The 25,050-nt window shown below is 63.5% G+C and carries 22 protein-coding genes; 16 read left to right on the top strand and 6 right to left on the bottom strand.

The window, feature by feature from the left end; all coding sequences use genetic code 11:
• Positions 1–14: 14 nt before the first annotated feature.
• Together TRP66_RS01680 and TRP66_RS01675 are read left to right on the top strand one after the other, a co-directional pair.
• Positions 15–272 carry a hypothetical protein gene (locus TRP66_RS01680; RefSeq protein ID WP_333399582.1) on the top strand — a complete coding sequence of 86 codons (258 nt, stop codon included), beginning with the start codon at positions 15–17 and terminating at the stop codon, positions 270–272.
• 99 nt (positions 273–371) lie between these two features.
• Complete coding sequence (locus TRP66_RS01675; RefSeq protein ID WP_333399581.1) at positions 372–1,568, top strand: aminotransferase class V-fold PLP-dependent enzyme; 1,197 nt, start codon at positions 372–374, stop codon at positions 1,566–1,568.
• On the opposite strand, the gene TRP66_RS01670 is transcribed toward TRP66_RS01675, so the two are convergent.
• Both TRP66_RS01670 and TRP66_RS01665 read right to left on the bottom strand, forming a co-directional pair.
• Positions 1,565–2,395 (bottom strand): hypothetical protein, encoded by an 831-nt coding sequence (locus TRP66_RS01670; RefSeq protein WP_333399580.1) that lies wholly within the window; start codon positions 2,393–2,395, stop codon positions 1,565–1,567. The genes TRP66_RS01675 and TRP66_RS01670 overlap by 4 nt on opposite strands.
• Before the next feature lie 207 nt (positions 2,396–2,602).
• On the bottom strand, positions 2,603–4,033 hold the full coding sequence (locus TRP66_RS01665; protein ID WP_333399579.1) for an aminotransferase class V-fold PLP-dependent enzyme: 1,431 nt from the start codon (positions 4,031–4,033) through the stop codon (positions 2,603–2,605).
• On the opposite strand from TRP66_RS01665, the gene TRP66_RS01660 reads away from it, so the two are divergent.
• From TRP66_RS01660 to argE, 6 genes are all read left to right on the top strand, one after another.
• Positions 4,027–4,371 carry a hypothetical protein gene (locus TRP66_RS01660; RefSeq protein ID WP_333399578.1) on the top strand — a complete coding sequence of 115 codons (345 nt, stop codon included), beginning with the start codon at positions 4,027–4,029 and terminating at the stop codon, positions 4,369–4,371. The two genes, TRP66_RS01665 and TRP66_RS01660, sit on opposite strands and share 7 nt — an antisense overlap.
• Before the next feature lie 326 nt (positions 4,372–4,697).
• Positions 4,698–6,110 (top strand): purine-cytosine permease family protein, encoded by a 1,413-nt coding sequence (locus TRP66_RS01655; RefSeq protein ID WP_333399577.1) that lies wholly within the window; start codon positions 4,698–4,700, stop codon positions 6,108–6,110.
• Positions 6,111–6,256: 146 nt separating this feature from the next.
• Positions 6,257–7,570 carry a flavin-containing monooxygenase gene (locus TRP66_RS01650; protein WP_333399576.1) on the top strand — a complete coding sequence of 438 codons (1,314 nt, stop codon included), beginning with the start codon at positions 6,257–6,259 and terminating at the stop codon, positions 7,568–7,570.
• A gap of 51 nt (positions 7,571–7,621) precedes the next feature.
• Positions 7,622–8,038 carry a RidA family protein gene (locus TRP66_RS01645; RefSeq protein WP_333399575.1) on the top strand — a complete coding sequence of 139 codons (417 nt, stop codon included), beginning with the start codon at positions 7,622–7,624 and terminating at the stop codon, positions 8,036–8,038.
• A 13-nt stretch (positions 8,039–8,051) separates the two neighbouring features.
• Positions 8,052–8,729: a DUF1028 domain-containing protein gene (locus TRP66_RS01640; protein ID WP_333399574.1), complete on the top strand. Its 678-nt coding sequence runs from the start codon at positions 8,052–8,054 to the stop codon at positions 8,727–8,729.
• Positions 8,726–9,886: an acetylornithine deacetylase gene (gene argE / locus TRP66_RS01635; protein WP_333399573.1), complete on the top strand. Its 1,161-nt coding sequence runs from the start codon at positions 8,726–8,728 to the stop codon at positions 9,884–9,886. Before TRP66_RS01640 ends, argE begins: the two co-directional genes overlap by 4 nt.
• A 50-nt stretch (positions 9,887–9,936) precedes the next feature.
• Here argE and TRP66_RS01630 read toward each other — a convergent pair whose 3' ends face one another.
• The 3 genes from TRP66_RS01630 to TRP66_RS01620 form a co-directional block, all read right to left on the bottom strand.
• A complete protein-coding gene (locus TRP66_RS01630) occupies positions 9,937–10,848 on the bottom strand; it encodes a LysR family transcriptional regulator (RefSeq protein ID WP_333399572.1) in 912 nt (303 codons plus the stop codon).
• A 150-nt stretch (positions 10,849–10,998) separates the two neighbouring features.
• The gene (locus tag TRP66_RS01625; RefSeq protein ID WP_333399571.1) at positions 10,999–12,186 is read right to left on the bottom strand and encodes an MFS transporter; all 1,188 of its coding nucleotides are present in this window, start codon (positions 12,184–12,186) and stop codon (positions 10,999–11,001) included.
• A gap of 84 nt (positions 12,187–12,270) precedes the next feature.
• Positions 12,271–13,182 carry a LysR family transcriptional regulator gene (locus TRP66_RS01620; RefSeq protein WP_333399570.1) on the bottom strand — a complete coding sequence of 304 codons (912 nt, stop codon included), beginning with the start codon at positions 13,180–13,182 and terminating at the stop codon, positions 12,271–12,273.
• A 138-nt stretch (positions 13,183–13,320) separates the two neighbouring features.
• Here TRP66_RS01620 and TRP66_RS01615 point away from each other — a divergent pair, with 138 nt between their 5' ends.
• The 5 genes from TRP66_RS01615 to TRP66_RS01595 all read left to right on the top strand — a co-directional run bounded on the left by TRP66_RS01615 (position 13,321) and on the right by TRP66_RS01595 (position 20,056).
• A complete protein-coding gene (locus TRP66_RS01615) occupies positions 13,321–14,502 on the top strand; it encodes an isovaleryl-CoA dehydrogenase (protein ID WP_333399569.1) in 1,182 nt (393 codons plus the stop codon).
• Positions 14,503–14,558: 56 nt separating this feature from the next.
• Positions 14,559–16,166, top strand: coding sequence for a carboxyl transferase domain-containing protein (locus tag TRP66_RS01610; protein WP_333399568.1), 1,608 nt, complete (start codon positions 14,559–14,561; stop codon positions 16,164–16,166).
• Between the two features lie 36 nt (positions 16,167–16,202).
• Positions 16,203–16,991, top strand: a complete 789-nt coding sequence (locus TRP66_RS01605; protein ID WP_333399884.1) for a gamma-carboxygeranoyl-CoA hydratase — start codon at positions 16,203–16,205, stop codon at positions 16,989–16,991.
• A gap of 261 nt (positions 16,992–17,252) precedes the next feature.
• The gene (locus tag TRP66_RS01600; RefSeq protein WP_333399567.1) at positions 17,253–19,163 is read left to right on the top strand and encodes an acetyl/propionyl/methylcrotonyl-CoA carboxylase subunit alpha; all 1,911 of its coding nucleotides are present in this window, start codon (positions 17,253–17,255) and stop codon (positions 19,161–19,163) included.
• A complete protein-coding gene (locus TRP66_RS01595) occupies positions 19,160–20,056 on the top strand; it encodes a hydroxymethylglutaryl-CoA lyase (RefSeq protein ID WP_333399566.1) in 897 nt (298 codons plus the stop codon). Before TRP66_RS01600 ends, TRP66_RS01595 begins: the two co-directional genes overlap by 4 nt.
• A 117-nt stretch (positions 20,057–20,173) precedes the next feature.
• Here TRP66_RS01595 and TRP66_RS01590 read toward each other — a convergent pair whose 3' ends face one another.
• A complete protein-coding gene (locus TRP66_RS01590) occupies positions 20,174–21,085 on the bottom strand; it encodes a LysR family transcriptional regulator (protein WP_333399565.1) in 912 nt (303 codons plus the stop codon).
• Between the two features lie 102 nt (positions 21,086–21,187).
• Between TRP66_RS01590 and TRP66_RS01585 the strand changes: the two genes are divergently transcribed.
• Genes TRP66_RS01585 through TRP66_RS01575 form a run of 3 tightly spaced genes read left to right on the top strand, consistent with a single transcriptional unit; the run spans position 21,188 to position 25,039 of the window.
• Positions 21,188–23,149, top strand: a complete 1,962-nt coding sequence (locus TRP66_RS01585) for an aconitase family protein (RefSeq protein WP_333399564.1) — start codon at positions 21,188–21,190, stop codon at positions 23,147–23,149.
• On the top strand, positions 23,146–23,631 hold the full coding sequence (rraA, locus tag TRP66_RS01580; RefSeq protein WP_333399563.1) for a ribonuclease E activity regulator RraA: 486 nt from the start codon (positions 23,146–23,148) through the stop codon (positions 23,629–23,631). The genes TRP66_RS01585 and rraA overlap by 4 nt, the downstream gene beginning before the upstream one ends.
• Before the next feature lie 49 nt (positions 23,632–23,680).
• A complete protein-coding gene (locus TRP66_RS01575; protein ID WP_333399562.1) occupies positions 23,681–25,039 on the top strand; it encodes an MFS transporter in 1,359 nt (452 codons plus the stop codon).
• The last annotated feature ends 11 nt before the right edge of the window (positions 25,040–25,050 follow it).

Here is a 25,050-nt window from a genome sequence, read left to right as displayed (position 1 = left end):
TTTCGGGGGATACAGTGCCTACGAGCCAAAAACAACGCACCTTCGACCTGATTCTTGATGCAGTACTGCCGGAGTTCCGGGAGCGCGTTGCCGACTATATCGACGCTTACGAGCAGGTGCTTACCCGGCCCGAAGCGCCCGCCGAAGAACTGCGTGCCTCGGCCGAGCAGCTCAAGGGCTACCTCAGGGGGCTGAACACGACCAGGGTGCTCGGCATGGCGGACATGGAGCAGCTCGATCGGCGCATCGACGAGTTGTGGCTGTCATCCTGACCCGGGCTGAATATTTCGAACCTCTTTTTTACCGCGCCACTTGCCGGTCATGCGATACGAGGCGATGCTCAGTGACTTCCTCCCGCCAAGCGAGTCGTCATGTCCAGCATCGCGCAACTTCCCGCTCCCTCAGCCGCCGACGAAACTTACTGGAGCCAGGTCGCGGCTCGTTATCCCCGTGACAATGGCCCGATCAATCTGGACAACGGGTACTTCGGGCGCATGAGCGACGACGTCGTGCAGGCTTACGAACGCGCCATCCGCCATGTGAATCGCAGCAACGCCGTGCATGTGCGCGAACACTTCGAACGTCATGAAGCCGAGGACATCCGCCAGCAATTGGCCGCTCTGATGGGCCTGGCCGCCGAAGAGCTGGCGTTCGCGCGCAGTGCGTCCGAAGCGCTCCAGGCGCTGATCCGCAACTATAACCGCCTGCAACCAGGCGATCAGGTGCTGATCAGCGACCTCGATTACGGCTCTGTCCAGGACGCGTTTCACTGGCTGGCAAAGGCGCGCGGAGTCGAAGTCATCCGCATCGAGCACCGTCACCCGGCCACTTACGATGGTCTGGTACAGGCTTATACCGACGTCTTCGCAGCACATCCGCGACTCAAGCTGATGGCGCTGACCCACGTGACCCACCGCACCGGACTGGTCATGCCGGTCAAGGCCATCGCCCGGTTGGCCAAAGCCTGCGGCATCGATGTGATCCTCGATTGTGCGCATTCGCTGGGTCAGCTGGAAGTGGACCTCGCCGACCTCGGCATCGAGTTCGCCGGTTTCAATCTGCAGAAATGGATCGGAGCGCCCTTGAGCCTTGGCGTGATCCACGTTCGCAGTGACCGCCTGACCGACTTCGACCCAGACATGGCCGGACGCAGCTATCCCGCTGGCGACATCCGTGGCCTGTCGCCTTACGGCACGCCGAACGTCCCGGCATTGATGAGCCTGCCCGCCGTCTTTGCCGAACATCAGGCGGTGGGCGGATGGCAAGCGAAGGGCGCGCGCCTGCGTTATCTGCGCGACCTGTGGATGAACGAAGCACGCCAGCTGCCGGGCATCGAAATCCTCACTCCCGACGATCCGCGGCTGACCTGCGGCATTGCCTCGTTCCGGTTTGTGGACACGGCGGACCAGGGCGAAAAAGTCCAGCGCCTGCTCAAGGATTTCAACCTGTTCACCGTCATTCGCGAAGGCTCCGCCTGCGGGCCCTGTATTCGCATCACTCCCGGCTTCAACAGCCGGGTATCGGATATGCAGGCGCTGGTAGCGGCGCTGAGGGTGATGGCCGGTTAGACACCACGGGCTGGCAGTGCTCTCGGCGAAGCGCTTTTGTCGCCGTGGAGCGTCGCAGCCAGTGCAACCCGGCGCTGTTCCTCCTGGCCTGTTTTCCGGGGGCGACGCGCCAGCAACCAGGCCGGGATCTTGCTTGGGCACTGTTCGTCCTCCACAAATCCCCACCCCGAACATGCAACGCAATCCTCGCGCAGTACAAACAAATCATTGCAGTGCGAGCACTTGCGAAAGATCGAAAAATCCTGCGCCTCCCATAGCCGCAAATACTGCTCGAAGTCGCCGTGTTCCAAGGCCAGCGTCGCCGCATCGATCAGCGAACGATACCGGTCCGGATCGTCCAGCCGCTGACAGAGCACACCCTCGATTTGCCGGTTCAGCTCCACCAGCGTCAGGCGCTGACCGTCCTCGGTATGAATGAAGCGCTCTTCCAGTACGCCGTATCGGGCGTAAGTCCCGGTAATGATCGAATTGTCTTCCTTGAGAAAGGCAAAGTATCCCGCATGCTGCGGGTCCTGGTCCGGGCGATGCAGGTAATAGCGGCCATGGATCAGACTGCCGATCTGCACCGCATACGCGTCATACACCGCGTATTGGCCCGCCGGGTGTCGCCATTCGAGGTTGCCTTCCTCGGTGTAGTGAAAACACGCCGACCGCGCCAGCTCTACCAGATCGAAGCGCTCCAGCGGATCGATGATCGCCGCGGACTGCATATCGTCCGCCATGCGCATCAGGAACCGATGATGAAGCCATGGCGTACGCCACCCGCGCTTGTCATCGAGACGTCGGTGCCACTCGGTCAAGAGCTCCGTCTTCTTGTTGTAGTCCATAGGTTAAACACTTGTGGGAAATGTCTGTATGGATATACAGTAGTGGCAAAGCGTGCTGGTGGGCAAACCGTGTCCGACGGGAGGCAAGATTTTCTAAGTTGTTGTAATTGCAGGACTCTTTCCGGAGTGCAGGAATAGACTCGCTGCAGATGAACAAGAGTAGTGACGTGGATCGCTGCAGAAGCGACCTGGGCTTTAAACCTTTACCTAAACCGAAAACCGCGCATTCCGCTCATCCACCCGATACTTCGGCAGCCATTCCCCCGCATTCCTCGCCAGATCCATCACCGCCTCGATAATCCGCTGTGCCTGCTCATCACTGTGCAAGTAACTGAAGTTCAACCGCACCCAGCCGGGCTTTTCCAGTTCCTTGCCCTGTTGCAAGGTATCGAACAGCAGTTCCGAGCGTTGCTCGTCGATGTCCAGCAGGTGGTGCGCATAAGGCCCGGCGCAGGCGCAGCCGCCTCGGGCCTGGATGCCGTGGACGTCGCTCAGCAACTTGGTGAAGAGTTGGTGATGCACCAGGGTTCCGTCTGGCTGGCGAACCTGAAACGAGAAGATTGGCAGGGCGTCGGCGTTAGTTGCGGCGCCGAGCAGGCGCAGCTGTGGGAGGTCTTGCCAGTGGCTGAGGGCGCGTTGGCGTAGTTCGGTCTCTCGCTGGTGGATGAAGTCGAGGCCGACGCTGTGTTTGACGATCATCGCCAGGGCGGCGCGAATGTCGCCGACGATGTTGGGGGTGCCGGCTTCTTCCCGTGCTTCCACGCGGGCGCTGTAGTTGTGGCCCCAGGGTGAGACGAAGGTCACCGAGCCGCCGCCGGGCGCGGTCGGGCGGTCGGGCAGGCACAGTGAGTCGCGGATGATCATTACGCCGGATGCGCCCGGGCCGCCGGGGAATTTGTGCGGGGAGAAGACGATGGCGTCCTTGGCCAGTTCGCCACTACCCATGTCCATGGCGATGTAGGGCGCGACTGCGGCGTAGTCCCAGATGGCGAGTGCGCCTGCGGCTTTCAGGCGGCGGGTGACGGCGTCGACATCGGTGAGAACGCCGGTGACATTGGACCCGGCTGAGAACGCGCCGACGATCAAGTCGCCGTGGTCGGCGGCCGACAGCTCGACATCCAGGTATTCAAGGTCGATCACGCCTTCCGGAGAAAGGTCAATCTGGACCATCTCGGCGCCGCTTTCGCGCCACGGCAGGATGTTGGAATGGTGCTCGTAGGGGCCGAGCAGCACCTTCACGCGCTGACCGGCCGCGAGGCGCGTCGGGATGTCGAGCAGGCGCACGATGCGGTTGATGCCCGAGGTTGCGCCGGAGCCGGTAAAGATCGTGTGGCAGTCCGGGCCTGCATTGACGTACTCGCCGATCTGGCGTCGCGCCTGTTCCCGCAGGCGGGTCATGGCGGCGCCGCAGAACGAGGCTTCGGTGTGACTGTTGGCGTAGAAGGGCAGGACGTGTTCGAGGATGAACGTTTCGATCTGGCGCAGCGCCCGGCCGGAGGCGACGTAGTCCGCGTAGAGCAGGGTCTGCATGCCGAAGGGGGTTTCGAACGCCTCACCATCACCGATCAGGCCCGCTCGCAAATCGGCAACCAGCGTCGGACTTTTCAGGCTGTCTTGGAACTGTGCGAGGGATGTCATGGCAACTCCTGACTGCTGATGGCCGCCTGAATCGCGAGGGGACCTGGCTGGCATGTGAAAACCTGGGACGCTTTGACCATAGCCAAACTCAGATTCTTGGGCAATTTTTTCATATCTCAGAGTTTGTACTGGGTACGCAGGTTATACGTTCTGTTTATATGTATATGGCAAAGCTTTCGTGTTGTCTGATCGATTGTTTCGCGGATGAATCCGCTCCTACGGTCATGGCTATGGATCAAAGAACCTTCGGCTGGCACTATGCGCACCCTCAAGCGCAGCGCCCCGATTCGGTGCGCGCTAGCGAGTTTTTTCCTATGTTCAGAGAACATATTTACTAATTTTCCGGTCACCCGGTTTCGCGCAAGATCCCTTCCGTGCACTGGCATTGCCAGTCGCTCGAACAAAAGGTTCAGGACGCCACAGAGTGTCCAGCCAACGCCATTTTGACTGCCCCGGATCACAACTATAACAGCCGTGAGGGAGTTGCTTGCCAGTCGGAGACGTCCATGTCCGGCTGCAAAGGTGTCCCGAAAGCGCAGTCATCACCCGGCCCGTTACTCGCCCGGCAATGACGCGTCGCACCTCAGGCTGTCGACCGTTTTCCTGACTCTGTTCGCGGAGCGGGAGAGCGTTGTGGTTCCGGCCACTAACGACTGGAGTCTTTATGTCTACGCCTGCGAATCAAGCGCCGCTGATCGAGAAGCACACGATCGGCTATGTTCCCCCCGAGGACCGACACGGCAAGGTCCGTGACCTGTTCACCCTGTGGTTCGGTGGCAATATCGCGCCGCTGCCGATCGTCACCGGCGCCCTGGGCGTTCAGCTGTTCCACCTCAATCTGGTCTGGGGCATCGTCGCCATTCTGGTCGGCCACCTGATCGGCGGCGTGCTGATGGCGCTGCACTCGGCCCAGGGGCCGCAGATGGGCATTCCACAGATGATCCAGAGCCGGGCGCAGTTCGGTTCCCTCGGCGCCTTGCTGGTGGTGATCATTGCCGGGATCATGTACATCGGCTTCTTCGCCTCCAATATCGTGCTGGCCGGCAAGTCGCTGCATGGCGTCGCCGACAGCGTGCCGGTGCCGGTGGGCATCGTGATCGGCGCAGTGGGGTCGGGGGTGATCGGTATCATCGGTTACCGCTTCATCCATGTACTTAATCGGATTGGCACCTGGGTGCTGGGCATCGGCATCGTGGTCGGGTTCGGCTATATCCTGACCCACGTCCAGAGCGACGACTTCCTGACCCGTGGCGGTTTCAATATCTCCGGCTGGCTGGCGACGGTGTCGCTTGCCGCGCTCTGGCAGATCGCATTTGCGCCCTATGTCTCTGACTACTCCCGTTACCTGCCGGCCGATGTGCCGGTGGCGTCGACCTTCTGGGCGACCTACCTGGGATCGGCGCTGGGCTCTTCGCTGGCGTTCATTTTCGGCGCGATGGCCGTGCTCGCGGTGCCGGCCGGCGTCGACACCATGGACGCCGTCAAGCAGGCGACCGGGGCCATCGGCCCGTTGATGCTGGTTCTGTTCCTGCTCAGCGTGATCAGCCACAACGCGCTCAACCTGTATGGCGCGGTACTGTCGATCATCACCCTGGTGCAGACCTTCGCCTGGCGCTGGATTCCCACGGCGCGCAGTCGCGCGGTGCTGTCGGTGATCGTGCTCGCGGCCTGCTGCGTAATGGCGGTCTCGGCGGCGGCCGATTTCATCGGTCACTTCGTCGATCTGGTACTGGCGCTGCTGGTGGTGCTGGTGCCTTGGACGGCGATCAACCTGATCGACTTCTATGCGATCCACAAAGGCCAGTACGACATCGCCTCGATCTTTCGTGTCGATGGCGGCGTTTATGGACGCTACAACCCCCAGGCGCTGCTGGCTTACGCCATCGGTATCGCGGTGCAGATTCCGTTCATGAACACGCCGCTGTATGTCGGTCAGGTGTCCGCTTATATCAACGGCGCCGACCTGTCCTGGCTGGTGGGCCTGGTCGTGACATCGCCGCTGTATTACTGGCTGGCAAGCCGTGACAGCGCGTATCGCCGTCGCCAGACCAGCATCGCGACAGGCGCGGGGCTTTGATGCGCGGCGCTCGGGATACCCCGGCGAAACATGGTCAGCCGCAAGGTTAATACTAATTTACCGGCGGCAGGAGGCTCCTTACTCTGCCGCTGAACGCAACGGCCAACTTCTTTTCATGGCCGCTGCCCGGATGAAGGACAGTCGATATGTCACTGGATCAAACAGTCATTGATACCCTCGTGGTCGGCGCCGGTCAGGCCGGTGTCGCCATGAGCGAACACCTGAGCCAACAAGGCGTGCCGCATCTGGTACTGGAGCGCAGCCGCATCGCCGAAGCCTGGCGCACCGGGCGCTGGGATTCGCTGGTCGCCAACGGCCCGGCCTGGCACGACCGCTTTCCCGGCCGCGAATTCGACATCGCACCCGATGCCTTCGCGCACAAGGATCAGGTCGCGGCCTATTTCGAAGCTTATGCGAAGCAGATCGACGCCCCGGTTCACACCGGCGTCGAAGTCAAGCGGGTGACGCGTAACACCGGCCGCACCGGCTTCACCGTCGAGACGTCCCACGGCACGATCCAGGCGCAGCGCGTGGTTGCCGCCACCGGGCCTTTCCAGAAGCCGGTGATTCCCGCCATTGCACCTAAGAACGAAGCGCTGCATCAGATCCATTCCGCGCATTATTTCAACCCCGAGCAGTTGCCCGCCGGGGCGGTGCTGGTGGTCGGCGCCGGATCTTCCGGGGTGCAGATCGCCGAAGAACTGATGCGTGCCGGTCGGCAGGTCTATCTCTCGGTCGGCCCCCATGACCGTCCGCCGCGCGCCTATCGCAATCGCGACTTCTGCTGGTGGCTCGGCGTGCTGGGCCTGTGGGACACCGAAACCATGCAGCCGGGCCGCGAGCACGTGACCATTGCCGTCAGCGGCGCGCGAGGCGGGCATACCGTGGACTTCCGGCGTCTGGCCCAGGCAGGCGTCACCCTGGTGGGGCTGACCGAAACCTTCCACGGCGACAGCGTCAGCTTCAAGCAGGATCTGGTGGAAAACATCCAGCGTGGCGACGAGAACTACCTGGCGCTGCTGGACTCGGCCGACGCCTACGTCGAGCGCAACGGTCTGGATCTGCCGCTGGAACCGCAGGCCCGTGAGCGGGTCGCGGACGCTGCCTGCATCACCGATCCGTTGCGTGAGCTGAATCTGGCCGAGGCCGGCGTCAGTTCGATCATCTGGGCCACCGGCTACGCCACCGACTACAGTTGGCTGCCGGTCGATGCGCTGGATGCCAAAGGCAAGCCTCGCCATCAGCGCGGTGTGTCGAGCGAGCCGGGCATCTACTTCGTCGGTCTGCCCTGGCTGTCGCGACGGGGATCGGCCTTCATCTGGGGCGTCTGGCACGACGCCAAGCACGTGGCCGGACATATCGCCACCCAGCGCTCGTATCAGCAGTATCAGGAACCGGCCCGGCCACCGAGCGCGGCCGCGCCGGTCGGCACCGCGTCTGAGCACACAGTCACCGCTTGATCACATTTCAGGCGTCCGGCCCCGTCGGGCGCCTCACCACGGAATTACACGATGAGCACACCTACCCATACCCGCATCCGCATGTTCAACACCAAGGAAACCTATCCGAACCAGAGCCTGGATAATGACCTGTGCCAGGCGGTCCGCGCCGGCAACACGGTCTATGTGCGCGGCCAGGTCGGCACCGACTTCGAAGGCAATCTGGTCGGCCTCGGCGATCCTGCGGCGCAGGCCGATCAGGCGATGAAGAACGTCAAGCAGTTGCTGGAAGAGGCGGGCAGCGACCTGTCCCACATCGTCAAGACCACCACCTACATCATTGATCCTCGTTATCGCGAGCCGGTCTACCGCGAAGTCGGCAAATGGCTCAAGGGCGTTTTCCCGATTTCTACCGGGCTGGTGGTGTCGGGCCTGGCGCAGCCGCAGTGGCTGATGGAAATCGACGTGATCGCCGTGATCCCCGACTGACAGGAGTGCAGAGATGACATTTTCCATCGTGGCCCGCTGTCCGGATTCGGGTCAGTTCGGCATCGCCATCAGTTCATCCAGCATCGCCGTCGGCGCGCGCTGCCCCTGGCTGCGGCCGGGAGTCGGCGCCGTTTCGTCGCAGAACATCACGCTTCCCGCGCTGGGACCTGAGACCCTGAACCTGCTGGAGCAGGGACTCGCTCCCGAACAGGCGCTGGACAAGGTGCTGACCAGCAACGGCTACAGCCAGTACCGACAGATCACCGCCATCGACGCCCATGGCCGCACCGCGCATTTCAGTGGCGGCGAGACCCTTGGCGTACACAACGCCGTCAGTGGTGAACAATGCGTGGCGGCCGGCAACATGCTGGCAGGTCCCGGCGTGGTCGATGCCATGGTGCGGGCGTTCGAGGCCGCGCAAGGGCAGTTGGCCGACCGTCTGCTGGCTGCGATGCAGGCCGGGCTGGGCGAGGGCGGCGAAGCCGGACCGGTGCATTCCGCGGCGCTGGTCGTGGTGGGCGATCTGACCTGGCCCATCGTCAATCTGCGGGTGGACTGGGCCGACGAAAACCCCATCGGCGAGCTGGACAAACTCTGGCAGGCTTACCGCCCGCAGATGCAGGACTACATCGACCGCGCCCTCAACCCGGCGCAGGCTCCCGGCTACGGCGTGCCGGGTGACACGCGATGAGCAGCGCGCAGATCCTGGCCCGGCTGGTGGCCTTCGACACCACCAGCCGGGAGTCGAATCTGGCGCTGATCGAATACGTGCAGGGCTGGCTGGCCGAGCACGATGTCGCTTGCGAGCTGGTGTACAACGAGACCCGCACCAAGGCCAACCTGCTCGCCACCATTGGCCCGGCGCAGGTGCCCGGCATCGTCCTGTCCGGCCATACCGACGTAGTGCCGGTCGACGGCCAGGCCTGGAGCAGCGCGCCTTTCGAACTCACTGAGCGCGACGGCAAGCTGTATGGCCGCGGCGCGGCGGACATGAAAGGCTTCATCGCCTGCGTGCTGGCGCTGGTGCCGGCCCTGAAGGCCGCGCCGCTGCGCATGCCGGTGCACATCGCGCTGTCCTACGACGAAGAAGTCGGCTGTCTGGGCGTGCGTTCGCTGCTGGATGTATTCGGCGCGCGGCCAGTCAAGCCGCTGCTCTGCGTGATCGGCGAGCCGACCGAACTCAAGCCGGTGTTGGGCCACAAGGGCAAGCTCGCCATGCGCTGCGATGTGCGCGGCGCGGCCTGTCACTCGGCCTATGCACCTCAGGGCGTCAATGCCATCGAATATGCCGCGCGCCTGATCGCCGAACTCGGCCGGCTGGGCGATGCGCTCAAGGCGCCCGAGCAGCATGACCAGCGCTTCGATCCGCCGTTCTCGACCGTGCAGACCGGCGTGATCCACGGTGGCAAGGCGTTGAACATCGTGCCCGAGGATTGCCGTTTCGACTTCGAAGTCCGCGCGCTTCCGGCCTCGGACCCTTGGCAGGTGGCCGAGCAGTTGCAGCACTACGCGGCCACTACTTTGCTGCCCGCCATGCGCGCGGTGAGCGGCCAGAGCGACATCCGCTTCAGCGAGCTGTCGAGCTATCCGGGCCTGGCGACTTCGGCGCAAAGCCAGGCGGCGCAGTGGGTGGCGCAGTTCTGCGGATCGAACGAGTTCGGCACCGTGGCGTTCGGCACCGAAGGCGGTTTGTTCGACCAGATCGGCATTCCGACCGTCGTCTGTGGACCGGGCAGCATGGACCAGGGTCACAAGCCGGACGAGTTCGTCAGCCTTGCGCAGCTCCGGGCCTGCGATGCCATGTTGCAGCGGATTCTGGCGTTCTGTTCAAGCCCGTCGGCGGCGTAACCTTCCGCAGGGGAAGCGACGTCCGATGGCGAACGTCGCTTCCCACCTTTCTAGCGTTTCAGACGCGCCAGTTCCTCATTGCAGTGCTCGACGAACAGCTGCGCGGGTTTGGTCAAGTGCGAACGACGCAGCCAGGCCGCCGACAGCCCGGAGCCGGTGACGTCTTCGGCCAGCGGCACGCAGGCCACCTGCTTGCCGTCGTAGGTGTAGTCCGAGAACGGACGGGTCACCAGAATCGAATAGCCAAACCCCTGGGCGACCATGCCGCGCACCATCTCGATCGACGGCGAGCTGAAGGTGATGTGCGGGTTGAGTCCACGCTCAGTGAAAATGCTCACGAAATAACTGCGGCTGGGCATGGTGTCCAGCAGGATCATGGGTTCGAGCACCAACTCGTGCAGCGACACCTTGTCCTGGGCGGCGAAGCGATGATCGGCCGGCAACAGCGCATAGGGCTGGCGGGGCGGTGTGAGCGGCGCGGTTTCGATGGTCGAATCCAGTTCGTGCTCGAACAGGATCGCCAGGTCGATGCTGCCGCTGGTCAGCGCTTGCACCAGCTCCTGCTGTTCGCCGTCGCGCAGACGAATTTCGACGCCGGGCCACTTGGCGCGAAAGCCGGCGATGAGCATCGGCATATACAGCGGCGCCACGGTCTCGTAGCAACCGATATCGATCTGCCCGGCGACGGTATCGTTGTCGGCCAGCGCGTTCTGCTCGAATTCATGGGCCATGCGCAGCAGTTCCATGGCCTTGCGATAGAAGCGTCCGCCGGCCGGCGTCAGGGCCATGCCCTGAGCGTGCTGGCGGATGAACAGCTGCACGTTGAAGCTTTCTTCGAGCTGGCGGATGGCCGTGGAGACCGACGGCTGGGCGATATACAGCTTGCGGGACGCCTCCGCCACGCTGCCGCAGTCCACGACCGTCGTGAAATATTTGAGTTGTCTGAGGTTGTATGCCGCCACGGGGCCTCCTGTCTAGTAACGCGCCCTGCGCGAGGCGAGGCGCAAAGTCCGAAGGCGCGCGATCGCGTCCCAGTATGAGCCCGATGAGCCGGGACGCGAAACAACACTTTTGCTTGCGGTTGGAACCGAAAAAACGATCTTTTCAGTCGATCAATGGCCGCCCTTCATGCGTCGCGCCACGCAATAAAGGCCCAGACCGGCGAGCGCGGTGGCGGCGCCGATGTAGCCGGTGCTGGTCCAGCCAAGACCCGCGGTGATCGCGATGCCGCCAAACCAGGGGCCCAGGGCGTTGGCGAGGTTGAAGGCGGCGTGGTTTGAGGCAGCGGCGAGGCTTGGCGCTTCATGGGCAATGTCCATCAGCCGGATCTGCAACGGAGCGGCGAGGGCGATCATGGTGCCCACCAGACCGATGCCCAGCAGGATCGACCACAGCGAATGAGCGGCGAACGGGAAGAACAGCAGCACGGCGATGGACCATACCAGCACCACGCCCACGGCGCGGAACTGCAAGCGGTCGAACAGCTTGCCGCCGACAATGTTGCCGATGATGCCGCCGGCACCGAATGCCGCCAGACCAAAGGGAATCCACTGCGGCGATGTCCTGGTCACTTCCAGCATGGTGGGCGCCAGATAGCTGAACACGCAGAACATGCCGGCGAAGCCAATGGACGCAATCGCCAGCGCCATCCACACCTGCGGCAGGCGAAAGGCTTGCAGCTCTTTGCGCGGATCGCTACGGGCTTCGTCGTGACGCTGGGGTACGAAGCGCCAGACCAGGGCGATGGTACACACCGCCAGCAACCCCACCAGCACGAAGGCCGAGCGCCAGCCAAAGTATTGGCCCAGCAAGGTCGCGACCGGGTTACCCAGCAGCATCGCCAGTGTCAGGCCCATCATCACCCGCGCGACGGCCCCGGCGCGTTGATGGGTTGGCACCATGCTCGATGCAACCACCGCCGCAATGCCGAAATACGCCCCGTGGGGCAGGCCGCTGATGAAGCGGAAGGCGACCAGACCCGCGTAGGAGGGCGCCAGCGCAGTGGCGAGGTTGCCCAGCGCATACAACGCCATCAACAACAGCAGCATGTGTTTGCGCCACAATTTGGCGCCCAGTATCGCCAGGGTCGGCGCGCCGACCATGACCCCCAGCGCGTAGGCGCTGATGGCGTGGCCGACCTGCGGCTCGCTCAATTGCAGGTTGCCTGCGATATCGGGCATCAGGCCCATGATCGCGAACTCGCCGGTGCCGATGGCAAAGCTGCCCAGCGCCATGGCGGCTTCCATCTTGGCTACAGTCGTTTTCGACGCCGCCAGGGGCGGCGCTTCCTGAATGGACATTCACTTCCTCGAAATAAGCTGAAACGATTAAACGAGGAATGTTAACAGCGTCCAGCAGGGCCAGGCCACCCGCAGGTCCGCAGGTCAGCCCTTGCTCACCTGAAGCAGGAAATTGTGTACAGACTTGACATCGGGTGCAGTCAGACTGTCCCGGTTCCAGATCAGGCCAAGCTCAAGCTCCGGCGGCGGGTCGATCAGCGGGCGGGTTTCCAGCCTTCGTCCTTCCAGCGACCAGGAGCGAAAGACCATTTCCGACAGGATGGTCACGCCGAACCCATGGGCGACCAGATCCCTGAGCGCCTCCATGGAACCGGTCCTGAACGCGACCTGAGGCGCCACGCCCGACGCGGCCCAGTAACGGCTGGACGAGGCTTCGCCCTCGTCGACGGTGAGCATGATGTAGGGAAACCGTTCGATGTCCTTGAGCCGGATGTGCGCCTGCTGCATCAACGGATGATCGGCCGACAGCCAGATATGGCGCGGCGAGCGCAGCAGCACGGTTTTCTCCAGCGCCAGATCCGGGCTGGAATTGGACAGAATGATCAGGCCCAGATCCAGCTCGCCGGTGGCGACCGCCTGTTCGATGGCCTCTCGATCCAGGTCCCTGAGATCGAAATCGATGTTGGGGTAGCTGCGTCGAAAGCGTGCCAGCAGGCCCGGCAGGTAGTAGCCCAGCACGGTATAGCTGGCGCCGATGCGAACCGTGCCGCTCAAGGAGGCGTTATTGGTCAGCGGCTCGCTCAGCGCATCGTCGACCTCATTGAGGATCGACTGCGCCCGTTCGAAAAAGCGATAACCCTCCAGGGTCAGCCGCACGCCATGGGGCAGCCGCTCGAACAGACTTACGCCCAGTGTCAGTTCCAGCTGGCTGACCGCCGAGGTGATCGCCGATTGGGATATATGCTCGTTGGCCGCAGCCTGGGAGAACTGGCCGGTCTCGGCGGCGGCCGCGAAATACCTCAGTTGGCGCAAAGTCACGTCACGGGAACTAGGCATCTATTATTTTTATACCTGATGTCTGTTTTTAGAATTTTACGATAGCGCATTGCGTGACTAGGGTGTTTGAAATGAGCACTCTTTCATCGCATGCCGTGTTTGCTGTACCCCAATTCCAATAAAAAGACGGAGAACACCATGAGCCATCTGCCCGGATTGAATTTCTTCCTGGGTGAAGAAATCGATATGTTGCGCGATTCCGTATCCGGTTTCGCCGCCAGGGAGATTGCTCCCCGCGCCGAAGAAGCCGACCGCACCGACCAATTCCCCATGGACCTGTGGCGCAAGTTCGGCGACATGGGACTGCTGGGGCTGACCGTCAGCGAAGAATACGGCGGCTCGGGCATGGGCTACCTGGCCCATATGGTCGCAATGGAAGAAATCTCCCGCGCCGCCGGTGGCATCGGCCTCTCCTACGGCGCCCATTCGAACCTGTGCGTCAACCAGATCAATCGCAATGGCACCGATGAGCAGAAGCGCAGGTTTCTGCCCAGGCTGATCAGCGGCGAACATATCGGGGCGCTGGCCATGAGCGAGCCCAATGCCGGATCGGATGTGGTGTCCATGAAGCTGCGGGCCGACCGTAAAGGCGACCGTTACGTCCTCAACGGCACCAAGATGTGGATCACCAACGGCCCCGACTGCGACGTGCTGGTGGTCTATGCCAAGACCGATCCGGCGGCAAACGCCAAGGGCATGACCGCCTTTATCGTGGAGAAGGGCAGCGCCGGATTCTCCGTCGCGCAGAAGCTCGACAAGCTGGGGATGCGCGGTTCGCACACCGGCGAACTGGTGTTCCAGGATGTGGAAGTTCCGGCGGAAAACGTACTCGGCGGAGTCGGCGAAGGGGCCAGGGTGCTGATGAGTGGCCTGGACTACGAACGCGCCGTTCTGTCCGGTGGACCGCTTGGCCTGATGCAGGCCGCCATGGACGTCGTCGTGCCCTACATTCATGACCGCAAACAGTTCGGCCAGAGCATCGGCGAGTTCCAGTTGATTCAGGGCAAGATCGCCGACATGTACACCACTCAGCAGGCCTGCCGCGCCTATCTTTATGCCGTGGGCAAACACCTCGACGCATTGGGCAGCGGACATGTACGCCAGGTTCGCAAGGACTGCGCGGGCGTCATTCTGTATGCCGCGGAAAAAGCCACATGGCTGGCCGGCGAGGCCATCCAGATTCTCGGCGGCAACGGCTATATCAATGAGTTTCCGGTTGGCCGCCTGTGGCGCGACGCCAAACTTTACGAAATCGGTGCCGGAACCAGCGAAATCCGGCGCATGCTGATCGGGCGCGAGCTGTTCAACGAAACGCGATGACAGCCATCACGCGCTGCTGCTGATGTCGAATCGGGTAATAACAACAAGAGGTGGCCATGACCAGACTCAACACCCAGATCAACCCCAGGTCGGCGGACTTCCTCGCCAGCCGGGACGCGCTGCTGGCGCAGGTCGCAAACCTGCGCGGACTGCTGGCCCAGGTATGTGAAGGTGGCGGAACCGCCGCGCAACAACGCCATACCGGGCGTGGCAAGTTGCTGGTCCGGGATCGCATCGACCGCCTGCTGGACCCCGGCTCGCCGTTTCTGGAAATCGGCCAGCTTGCCGCCTTTGAGGTCTATGACGAGCAGGTCCCGGCCGCGGGCGTCGTCGCCGGGATCGGCCGGGTCGAGGGCGTTGAATGCATGATCATCGCCAACGATGCCACGGTCAAAGGCGGCAGTTACTACCCGCTGACCGTGAAAAAACATCTACGTGCCCAGGCCATCGCCCAGCAGAATCGCCTGCCGTGTCTGTATCTGGTGGATTCGGGCGGCGCCAATCTGCCGCGTCAGGACGAGGTCTTTCCGGACCGCGAACACTTCGGACGCATCTTCTTCAATCAGGCGACCATGAGCGCCCAGGGCATTCCGCAGATCGCCGTGGTGATGGGCTCGTGCACCGCGGGCGGCGCCTACGTGCCGGCGATGAGCGACGAAACCATCATGGTCCGCGAGCAAGCCACCATCTTCCTGGCCGGCCCGCCGCTGGTAAAAGCCGCAACTGGCGAGGTGGTCAGTGCAGAGGATCTAGGGGGCGCGGACGTGCACTGCAAGGTGTCCGGCGTCGCCGATCATTATGCCGAAGACGACGCGCACGCCCTGGCGCTGGCGCGCCGCTGTGTTGCCAACCTGAACTGGCGCAAGCTCGGGAAACTGGAAAGCGTCGAGCCGGTTGCGCCGCGTTACGCCGCCGAAGAACTCTACGGCATCATTCCGGCCGACCCCAAGCAGCCCTTCGACGTGCGAGAAGTCATCGCCCGCATCGTCGACGACTCGGTGCTCGACGAATTCAAGGCATTGTTCGGCACCACATTGGTCTGCGGCTTCGCGCGCATCCACGGCTACCCGGTGGCAGTGCTCGCCAACAACGGCATTCTGTTCGCCGAGGCGGCGCAGAAGGGCGCGCACTTCATCGAGCTGGCCTGCCAGCGCGGCATTCCGCTGGTGTTCTTGCAAAACATCACCGGCTTCATGGTCGGCCAGAAATACGAGGCCGGCGGCATCGCCAAGCACGGCGCCAAGCTGGTGACTGCCGTGGCCTGCGCTCAGGTGCCCAAGTTCACGGTGATCATCGGCGGCAGTTTCGGCGCCGGCAACTACGGGATGTGCGGGCGGGCCTACGATCCTCGCTTCCTGTGGATGTGGCCCAACGCGAAGATCGGCGTGATGGGCGCCCAGCAGGCCGCCGGTGTGCTGGTGCAGGTCAAGCAGGAGCAGGCGCAACGTGCCGGGCAGTCTTTCTCGGCCGAGGATGAGCTGCGGCTCAAGCAACCCATCGTCGATCAATACGAACGTCAGGCCCACGCCTTTTACTCCAGCGCGCGACTCTGGGACGACGGCGTCATCGATCCGGCCCAGACCCGGGATGTGCTGGCGCTGGCGATTTCCGCCAGCCTCAACGCACCCATCGAGCCCACCCGGTTCGGCGTATTCCGCATGTAACGCCCGATGCACAAGACTGACGTCGAGGACTGCTTCATGAGCGACTACACCACCCTTCAGATCCAGCGTAGCGCGGCAGGTGTCGTGACGCTCTGGCTGGACCGGCCCGAGAAGCACAACGCGCTCGATGCGCGGATGATCGCCGAGCTGGTCAATGCGCTGCGCGAGCTGGGCGCCGACGAGGCCATCCGCTTCCTGTTGCTGCGCGGACGCGGCAAGCACTTCTGTGCCGGGGCGGACCTGGCCTGGATGCAGGCCTCGGCGGCACTGGATTACGCTGCGAACCTCAAGGATGCCCATGAACTGGGCGAGCTGATGAGCCTGCTGTATCACCTGCCTTTTCCAACCCTGGCGGTGGTTCAGGGTGCCGCTTTTGGTGGCGCGGTCGGGCTGGTCAGTTGCTGCGACATCGCCATCGGTGCCGAGGACGCGCTGTTCAGCCTGTCGGAGGTGCGCATCGGCCTGGTGCCCGCGGTCATCAGCCCGTATGTGGTGCAGGCGATCGGTGAACGCGCGACCCGCCGCTACGCCCTCAGCGCCGAACGCTTCGGCGGCGAGCGCGCGCGTGAGCTGGGTCTGCTCGCCGAAACCTGCCCCGCAGGCGAACTTGAAACCCTGGTCCAACGCTGGACCGGCACCTTGCTGCAGAACAGCCCGCAAGCCATGCGCGCGGGCAAGGCACTTTTGCAGGATGTCGGCAGCGGCGTGCTCAACGAAGCCCTGCGCCAGCGTACCGAAAGCACCATTGCGGGCATTCGCGTCAGCCCGGAAGGGCAGGAAGGCTTGAACGCCTTTCTGGAAAAACGCAAACCGGCGTGGACCTGAGCGGCCCATGAGGCTGCGGGCCACTGGCCCGTGGGAGCGAGCTTGCTCGCGATGAAGGCGACGCGCGGTATCAGGCGAATTGCGTGACTCCACGGTCGCGAGCAAGCTCCCTCCCACAGAGCCGATGTGCGCCAGGCATCTGTGGGAGGCAGCTTGCTGGCGACGGAAGCGACGCAATGGCCAGGCGGGTTATCGCCAGCAGGCTGGCTCCCGGGGCGTGGATGTCGAAGCGCGGAATTCTAATTGCCAAGGCGAGATGACATGAACAAAACAACAATAAACACAGTGCTGGTCGCCAACCGGGGAGAGATTGCCTGCCGCGTCATGCGCACGGCCAAGGCGCTGGGGCTCGGCACGGTAGCTGTGCACAGCGAAATCGACCGTACCGCGCGCCACGTGCGCGAGGCCGATCGCGCGGTCAACCTCGGTGGCGCCAAACCCGGCGACAGTTATCTGCTGATCGACAAGATCCTCGACGCAGCGATTGCCAGCGGCGCTCAGGCCGTCCATCCCGGCTATGGCTTTCTCTCCGAAAACGCGGAATTCGCCCGCAGGCTGGAAGCCGCCGGCCTGGTGTTTCTCGGCCCGCCGGCCAGCGCCATCGAAGCCATGGGCAGCAAGTCGGCGGCCAAGGCGCTCATGGAGCAGGCCGGCGTGCCTTTGGTACCCGGCTACCATGGCGAAGCCCAGGATCTCGACACCTTTCGCGAGGCGGCCCGGCGCATCGGCTATCCGGTGCTGCTCAAGGCCACGGCGGGTGGCGGCGGCAAGGGCATGAAGGTCGTCGAGAGCGAAGGCGAACTGGCCCAGGCGCTGTCCTCGGCGCAGCGCGAAGCCCAGTCATCGTTCGGCGATGCGCGCATGCTGGTGGAAAAATATGTGCTCAAACCCCGGCATGTCGAGATTCAGGTCTTCGCCGACCGTCACGGCAATTGCCTGTATCTGAACGAACGTGACTGTTCGATTCAGCGTCGTCACCAGAAGGTGGTCGAAGAAGCCCCCGCGCCGGGCCTGTCTCCGGCCTTGCGCCGCGCCATGGGCGGAGCCGCGGTGCAGGCCGCCAAGGCCATCGGCTACGTGGGAGCCGGTACGGTGGAGTTCCTGCTTGACTCCCGGGGGGAGTTCTTCTTTATGGAAATGAACACCCGGCTGCAGGTGGAGCATCCGGTGACCGAAGTCATCACCGGGCTGGACCTGGTCGCCTGGCAAATCCGCGTGGCGCGGGGCGAGCCGTTGCCGATCACCCAGGAACAAGTGCCGCTCATGGGTCATGCGATCGAAGTGCGGCTGTATGCCGAGGACCCGCAGGGTGGTTTCCTGCCGGCCAGCGGGCATCTGGACCTTTATCGCGAACCCGCGCCGGGCCCCGGCCGGCGCGTGGACAGTGGTGTGGAGCAGGGCGACGAAGTCTCGCCGTTCTATGACCCCATGGTCGCCAAGCTGATCGCCTGGGGTGAAAACCGCGAGGAAGCCCGCCAGCGCTTGTTGGCGATGCTGGCCGAGACGGCGGTCGGCGGCTTCAAGACCAACCTGGCGTTCCTGCAACGCATCCTCGCTCATCCCGCATTTGCCGCTGCCGAACTGGACACCGGCTTTATCGAACGTCACCACACCGATCTGCTGCCCAACGCCGAAGAGTTGCCCGACGGCTTCTGGCAACGTGCGGCGTCGGCGTTCCTGTCAACCGACGCCGAGCGCCGCCGCGCCGACGACCCCTGTTCCCCCTGGGCAGCGCGCAATTCCTGGCGCAGCGGGCTGCCATCCGTGGACAGCCAGAGTCTGGTCTGTGGAGAGCTGCGCCGGGAGGTCTCCGCCGAGCCTTCACAGGCAGTGCAAAAGCACAGCGATATCATTCGCCACGCCGACACCCTTTACCTGCGCTGGGGGTACGAGTGGTACCCCGTGAGACGCTTCGATGCGATGACGGCCGCGCAGAACGCGCACGTTCACCACGGCGGACTGACTGCGCCCATGAACGGCAGCATCGTGCGGGTGCTGGTCGAAGCCGGACAACAGGTGGAGGCAGGCGCGGTGCTGGTGGTCCTGGAAGCCATGAAAATGGAACACAGCGTGCGCGCCCAACAGGCGGGGACGGTCGTTGCGGTCCATTGCAGCGAAGGCGAATTGATCAGCGAGGGCACGGTGCTGGTGGAGCTGGAGGACGCGTCATGAACCTGCCTGATCGCGTGCGGGTGGTCGAGGTCGGGCCGCGGGACGGCCTGCAGAACGAACAGCATCCGCTGACCTCGCAAGACAAAATCCGCTTCGTCGACGCGTTGTCCGACACCGGGCTTGGCTATATCGAAGCCGGCAGTTTCGTCTCGCCGAAATGGGTGCCGCAGATGGCGGGCAGCGCCGCGGTGTTTGCGGGAATCATCCAGCGGCCAGGGATTACCTACGCGGCGCTGGTGCCGAACCTGCTAGGCCTTGAAGCCGCGCTCGTAGCCGGCGTGCGAGAGGTGGCGGTGTTCGCCTCGGCATCGGAGTCCTTCTCCCGACGCAACATCAATTGCTCGATTGCCGAGAGCCTGGCGCGCTTCGCGCCGGTCGTGGAAACAGCGCGGCAGCAGGGTGTGCGGGTCCGAGGCTACGTATCCTGCGTGCTGGGTTGCCCGTATGACGGAAGCGTCTCGCCCGTGCAAGTCGCCGCCGTCGCCCGCGAACTGTATGACCTGGGCTGCTACGAAATTTCGCTGGGCGACACCATCGGCGTTGGCACCGCGTCCGCAACCCGCACGCTGATTGCCGAAGTGGCGGCGCTGATCCCACGCGAGCATCTGGCCGGACACTTCCACGACACCTACGGCCAGGCACTGACCAACGTCTACGCCAGCCTGCTGGAAGGGCTGGCGGTCTTTGACAGCTCGGTTGCCGGCCTCGGCGGCTGCCCCTACGCCAAGGGCGCATCGGGCAATCTGGCGACCGAAGACCTGCTGTACCTGCTGCACGGGCTGGGTATCCAGACCGGCGTGGACATGGCGAAAGTCATCCGAGTCGGGCGCGATATCTCCGGCCTGCTCGGGCGTGCGAATGGCTCGAAGGTGGCTGGCGCGGTGAAAGTCTGACCTACACATCCCCCGTGGGATTTCAGATAAATCGCGTCATTTTCATCGCCAGCAAGCTGGCTCCTACAGGACGAGTAGGAGCCAGCTTGCTGGCGATGCCATGCTAAACCGATGTAATCAGACAGACCCCGCGCGAGCCCCCAGAAACGCCAGAAAATCCGCGCATGCCCGGGATTGGGCCGCGCCCGTCTTGGTGACGATCTGGAAGCGGCGGGTCGCCCAGACGTCGGTCAAGGGAATGGCCACCAGCCCGCCGTCGGCGACATGGCTGATGGCCTGGCGCGGGATGATGCCGATTCCCAGCCCGGCCTCGACCATCCGGCACACGGCGTCGAAGCTCTTGACGTGCACTTCATAGTTGATCTTTTGCCGCGCGGCCCGCGCCGCCTGATCCAGTCGGCGGTACAGCGGGCTGTCCTTGTGCAGCGCGACGTGGTTGAAGGCCAGGGTTTCGCTGAACGCCAGCGTATCCCTGTCACTGAGGGGATGATCGGGCGCGAGCACCACGACCAGCTGATCGCGATGATAGTCGGTGAGGATCAGTCCTTTGTCATCGACCCCGCTCAGTTCGGTGCCGATGCCCACGTCACTGAGATTGCCGCTTACGTCGTCCACCAGCTCTTCGCTGGTTCGCTCGTGCAATTCCAGCTTGATGCCGGCGTGCGCCTGGCGCCAGGCGCGAATGTCGCGGGGCAGGAACTGGACGATGCTGGAGCGGTTGGCGCTGATGCGCAGGTGGCCTTGCTCACCATCGGCGTAGCGCGACAGCGCGGCGGACATCAGGGTCATTTCGTCCAGCACGTGCCGCGCGTGTTCGAGCAGGCAAAGCCCGGCCGGGGTGGGCTGAATACCTTTCTGCAGGCGATACAGCAGCGCCGCGCCCACCGCTTCCTCAAGCTCGGCGATCCGTTTGCTTAGCGCCGAGGGCACCAGGCCTTCCTTTTCGGCCGCGCGGCCGAAGGTGCCTTCTTCGCAGGCCGAGATGAACAGCCGCAGCGTGGTCGGATCGAATCGCCACAGGTTATGCACGCCGCCTCCCAAGAAATTTTCTCACGCTAAGCATCACTTTTTACCGTTACCCAAGTCGCCGAACTGTTCCTAGCATGTCTGCATGATGAGGAGACGGCCAGTATGACAACAAAAATCGAATTCTCCGGGCGCTTTCTGTTTTTATGCCGCGACGCAGCAGCGGTAAGCGACCAGCTTGCCGGCGCCGACCTGACGCTTGCGCAGGCAGGGCCGCTGCGGGATGACATTTCCACCGATGAAATCACGCCGGTGGTGATCATGATGACCTACGACGAGCGGCTCGGAAAATATCCCTACGTGGGCTTCAAGACCGAGGGCGTGCTGCCTATCGGCGAGAACGCAGTCAAGGACGCGGGGTTCGAAATCACCGTCGCCGGCAAGCGCTATGGCAAGGGCTCGTCGCGGGAGTCCAGTCCGCTGGCGGAAAAATCCGCCGGCATTCGCCTGATCATCGCGGAAAGCTTCGAGCGGATCTATCGCCAGAACTGCGACAACATTGGTATCTACACCTCCACGGACTTCGGCCTTATCGAGCGGATCAGGGCCGGCGAAGCCATAGACATCGAAGAGTTTCTCGAGGGGCGGGATGCGGTGACCCAGGCCGTCATCAAGGCTGGCGGGCTGCTGCCGTACAGCAAGACCAGCCTGCCTGCGATTGCCCGCAAGGTTTTCAACGAGATCCCCGGCGAGTGGCCGCTGACGCTGGTGGAGAAGATCATCGAACGCCGCCGCGTCGCGCCACAGGGGCCGGTTGCGAAGGGCGACGGCGTATTCCTCTCGGCGGACTGGCGCTTCAGTCATGATTATTTCACCGGCATGTGTGCGCACCTCATGCACGAGGCGTTCGGTTACGACCTGACCTTGACTCGCCCCGAGGAGATCATTGCCTTTCAGGATCACCTGATCCTGGCGAACCAGAGCTTCCCACACGTGCGCGATAACCTGCTGGCGGCCGTGGGCGGGCTGGCGAGTGCCCACGATGAGTTCGTGCGCCGCTATCCGGTGCGCAGCCACGGGGCCTTGCGGGGTGAGGCGGGTTCCGAGGGCATCTGCCATGCCTTGATGACCGAGATGCACGCGCTGCCGGGGCAAGTGGTGGTCGGCACCGATTCCCACACCCCGCATTCCGGGGCGCTGGGTTGCCTGGCGTTCGGTGCCGGGGCCACAGACATCGCCAACAGCTGGGCCACCGGCTTCATTCGTTGTCGGGTGCCCGAGGTGATTCGCGTCGAACTCAACGGCCGGCTTGCGCCCGGCGTCACCGCCAAGGACCTGGTGCTAGAGCTGCTGCGCAGCGAATCAATCAGGCAGGGCCACGCCATCGGCGCCGTGTTCGAATACGCCGGCGACACCGTCGCGGCCATGTCCATCGACGAGCGCGCGACGCTGACCAACATGGTCGCCGAGCTGGGCGGCTTTACCGGCATCGTCGCGCCGGACCGCAAGGCGGTCGAATTCATCCGCGAGCGTCGGGGTGTCGACGTCCGGCTGGAGCCGTGGATGGTCAGCGATGAAGGCGCCGAGTACAAGGAAGTGATCGCCATCGACTGCGCCCGGCTCACCCCACTGGTAGCGGCGCCCGGCGATCCGGGCAACGGACTGGCGATCGACGAACTGGCCGGCCCGGTCAGGATCGACATTGCCTACGGCGGCTCCTGCACGGCGGGCAAGCGCGAAGACTTCGATTACTACCATGAGGTGCTGGCCTGGGGGCGGGCGCGCGGGCTGCGGCTGCCGGCCGACACCCGGCTGTTCCTGCAATTCGGGACCCTGGCGGTGCGCGACTACTGCATCTCCAAAGGTTACCTGGAAACTTTCGAAGCCCTGGGTGTGGAGCTGATCATGCCCGGCTGCGGCGCCTGCGCCAACTGCGGTCCGGGTTCCTCGACCCGCGCCGATCAGGTGACAGTCAGCGCCATCAACCGCAACTTCCCCGGCCGCTCGGGGCCAGGGCAGGTCTGGCTGGCGAGCCCGTATACCGTCGCGGCCAGTGCGCTGCTGGGGCGCATCTGCAGCTTTGACCAGCTGCAGCAGGTGGTCGGACAGCGCAAGGCGTTGGCATGAACACGCCGACCGCGGATCTCTGCGACGCCCATGACGCGGGGCAAGGGCAGGGCGAGTTGATGATCCTGCCCGGCGAATGGCGCTGGTTCGGTCAGGAGCGATCGTTCAGCGGGCCGGTCTCGACCGTCGAAACCGGCGGCAGCAATTACCACATCCGCCAGGCCCTGGCCGAACCCGGCGCGGGGCGTGTGCTATTGATCGATGCCCAGGGTGACCAGCGAGCCTGCATCGGCGAAAACCTGGCACTGCTTGCCCGGCGAAACGGCTGGGCGGGCGTTGTCGTGCGCGGCAACCTGCGTGACGCCGCGCAACTCAAGGACATTTCGCTGGGCGTTGTGGCGCTGGGCACCTGGCCGGCGCGCACCGAGAACAACGAAGGGGGACGCCGTGACGTCCCCGTTTTGCTTGAAAACCGACCGATCCTGCCGGGTGACGTCGTTTGCGCAGACGAAGACGGAGTGCTCATACTGCGTCATCGCTGAATCGACCGTTTACCCAAATCTCCGACAATTACAATTATGGAGAATCGAAATGGCTGCAATTGATAGCTCGTCCCGTGGCGCCTCGACCGAAATCGACGAAATGCTGCTCTATCGCCGGATCGCCTGGCGCATTCTGCCGCTGACCATCGTCTGCTTCCTGTTTTCCTACTTCGACCGGATCAACATCAGCTTCGCCAAGACCCAGATGCACGCCGAGCTGGGCCTGAGCGACGCGGCCTATGGTCTGGCCGCCAGCATCTTTTTCGTCGGTTACGTCCTGTTCGAAGTGCCCAGCAGTTTCGGCCTGAAGAAATACGGCGCGCCGAGCTGGATCTGCCGGATCATGGTCTCCTGGGGACTGGCCACCGCCGCGCTGGTGTTCGCCTACAACGAGTACACCCTGTACTTTTTGCGCTTTTTGATCGGTGTCATGGAAGCCGGTTTCGGGCCGGCGCTGCTGTTCTATCTGGCGTGCTGGTTTCCGAAGAAGAACCTGGCGAGCATGAACGGCATCTGGTTTCTGTCGATTCCCTTGTCGGGCGTGCTCGGTGCGCCGGTCTCCGGGCTGATTCTGGAATACATGAACGGCTTTCTTGGCCTGGCCGGCTGGCACTGGCTGTTCGTGCTGTCCGGGCTGCCGTGCAGCGCGCTGGGGGTCATCGTACTGTTCAAGCTCGACCGTGACATCCAGTCGGCAAAATGGCTGAGCCAGCCGGAAAAAGACCTGTTGCAGCGTAACCTGGACAACGACCGCAAAGAGTCCAGACCCATCCACACCACCTTGCTCAAGGTGCTGCTGACCCGCGAAGTCGCGATCCTGTCGGTGATTTACTTCATGATCAAACTGACCGGCTACGGCCTCAACTTCTGGATGCCGCACCTGATCGGTTCGGCCGGGGTCAAAAACCAGTTGTGGGTCGGTGTGCTGACCGCGATGCCCTACATGGTCGCGGCGCTGGGCATGATCTGGGTGACGCGCCTGTCCGATAGGTCCGGCGAACGCAGAAAGTATCTCTGGCAGTGCATGCTGGTCGGCGGTATCGGCTACTTCGCGGCGCTGTATTTCAACGACAACTACGTGTTGCTGACGTCCTTCCTGGTGCTCGCGACCGCAGGCGTATTCATCGCGATTCCGATCTTCTGGACCATCCCGCAACAGGCGTTCAGCGGCCTGGCGATCGCCGGCGGCATTGCGGCGATCAACACCATCGGGCAACTGAGCGGCATCGTCGCGCCGCTGCTGGTGGGCTACGTGAACGATCTGACCGGCAATACCTACATGGGCATGCTGGCGCTGGCGCCGTTCTGCCTGATCTGTGCAGGCGTCATCCTCTGGGGCGTACCGGACGACAGGCGTCCGAAGAAACCGGCCGCGGGCTCCGGACCGTTGGCTGCGACGAGCCGGTGATGGCGGGCGGG

The sequence above is a fragment of the Pseudomonas sp. JDS28PS106 genome, from assembly GCF_036706555.1.
GTDB lineage: Bacteria > Pseudomonadota > Gammaproteobacteria > Pseudomonadales > Pseudomonadaceae > Aquipseudomonas.
Note: the sequence above shows the minus strand (reverse complement) of the source record. Positions and strands in the feature narration are given on the sequence as shown.

What these genes read in the sequence shown, in the direction of transcription:
- TRP66_RS01675 (WP_333399581.1), top strand. Translation starts at nt 372, where the DNA reads ATGTCCAGCATCGCGCAACTTCCCGCTCCCTCAGCCGCCGACGAAACT.
- TRP66_RS01615 (WP_333399569.1), top strand. Translation starts at nt 13,321, where the DNA reads ATGAGCCATCTGCCCGGATTGAATTTCTTCCTGGGTGAAGAAATCGAT.
- TRP66_RS01655 (WP_333399577.1), top strand. Translation starts at nt 4,698, where the DNA reads ATGTCTACGCCTGCGAATCAAGCGCCGCTGATCGAGAAGCACACGATC.
- TRP66_RS01610 (WP_333399568.1), top strand. Translation starts at nt 14,559, where the DNA reads ATGACCAGACTCAACACCCAGATCAACCCCAGGTCGGCGGACTTCCTC.
- TRP66_RS01595 (WP_333399566.1), top strand. Translation starts at nt 19,160, where the DNA reads ATGAACCTGCCTGATCGCGTGCGGGTGGTCGAGGTCGGGCCGCGGGAC.
- TRP66_RS01650 (WP_333399576.1), top strand. Translation starts at nt 6,257, where the DNA reads ATGTCACTGGATCAAACAGTCATTGATACCCTCGTGGTCGGCGCCGGT.
- TRP66_RS01660 (WP_333399578.1), top strand. Translation starts at nt 4,027, where the DNA reads ATGTCATGGCAACTCCTGACTGCTGATGGCCGCCTGAATCGCGAGGGG.
- TRP66_RS01625 (WP_333399571.1), bottom strand. Translation starts at nt 12,186, where the DNA reads ATGTCCATTCAGGAAGCGCCGCCCCTGGCGGCGTCGAAAACGACTGTA.
- TRP66_RS01600 (WP_333399567.1), top strand. Translation starts at nt 17,253, where the DNA reads ATGAACAAAACAACAATAAACACAGTGCTGGTCGCCAACCGGGGAGAG.
- argE (WP_333399573.1), top strand. Translation starts at nt 8,726, where the DNA reads ATGAGCAGCGCGCAGATCCTGGCCCGGCTGGTGGCCTTCGACACCACC.
- TRP66_RS01575 (WP_333399562.1), top strand. Translation starts at nt 23,681, where the DNA reads ATGGCTGCAATTGATAGCTCGTCCCGTGGCGCCTCGACCGAAATCGAC.
- TRP66_RS01665 (WP_333399579.1), bottom strand. Translation starts at nt 4,033, where the DNA reads ATGACATCCCTCGCACAGTTCCAAGACAGCCTGAAAAGTCCGACGCTG.
- TRP66_RS01640 (WP_333399574.1), top strand. Translation starts at nt 8,052, where the DNA reads ATGACATTTTCCATCGTGGCCCGCTGTCCGGATTCGGGTCAGTTCGGC.
- TRP66_RS01670 (WP_333399580.1), bottom strand. Translation starts at nt 2,395, where the DNA reads ATGGACTACAACAAGAAGACGGAGCTCTTGACCGAGTGGCACCGACGT.
- TRP66_RS01585 (WP_333399564.1), top strand. Translation starts at nt 21,188, where the DNA reads ATGACAACAAAAATCGAATTCTCCGGGCGCTTTCTGTTTTTATGCCGC.
- TRP66_RS01645 (WP_333399575.1), top strand. Translation starts at nt 7,622, where the DNA reads ATGAGCACACCTACCCATACCCGCATCCGCATGTTCAACACCAAGGAA.
- rraA (WP_333399563.1), top strand. Translation starts at nt 23,146, where the DNA reads ATGAACACGCCGACCGCGGATCTCTGCGACGCCCATGACGCGGGGCAA.
- TRP66_RS01605 (WP_333399884.1), top strand. Translation starts at nt 16,203, where the DNA reads ATGAGCGACTACACCACCCTTCAGATCCAGCGTAGCGCGGCAGGTGTC.
- TRP66_RS01620 (WP_333399570.1), bottom strand. Translation starts at nt 13,182, where the DNA reads ATGCCTAGTTCCCGTGACGTGACTTTGCGCCAACTGAGGTATTTCGCG.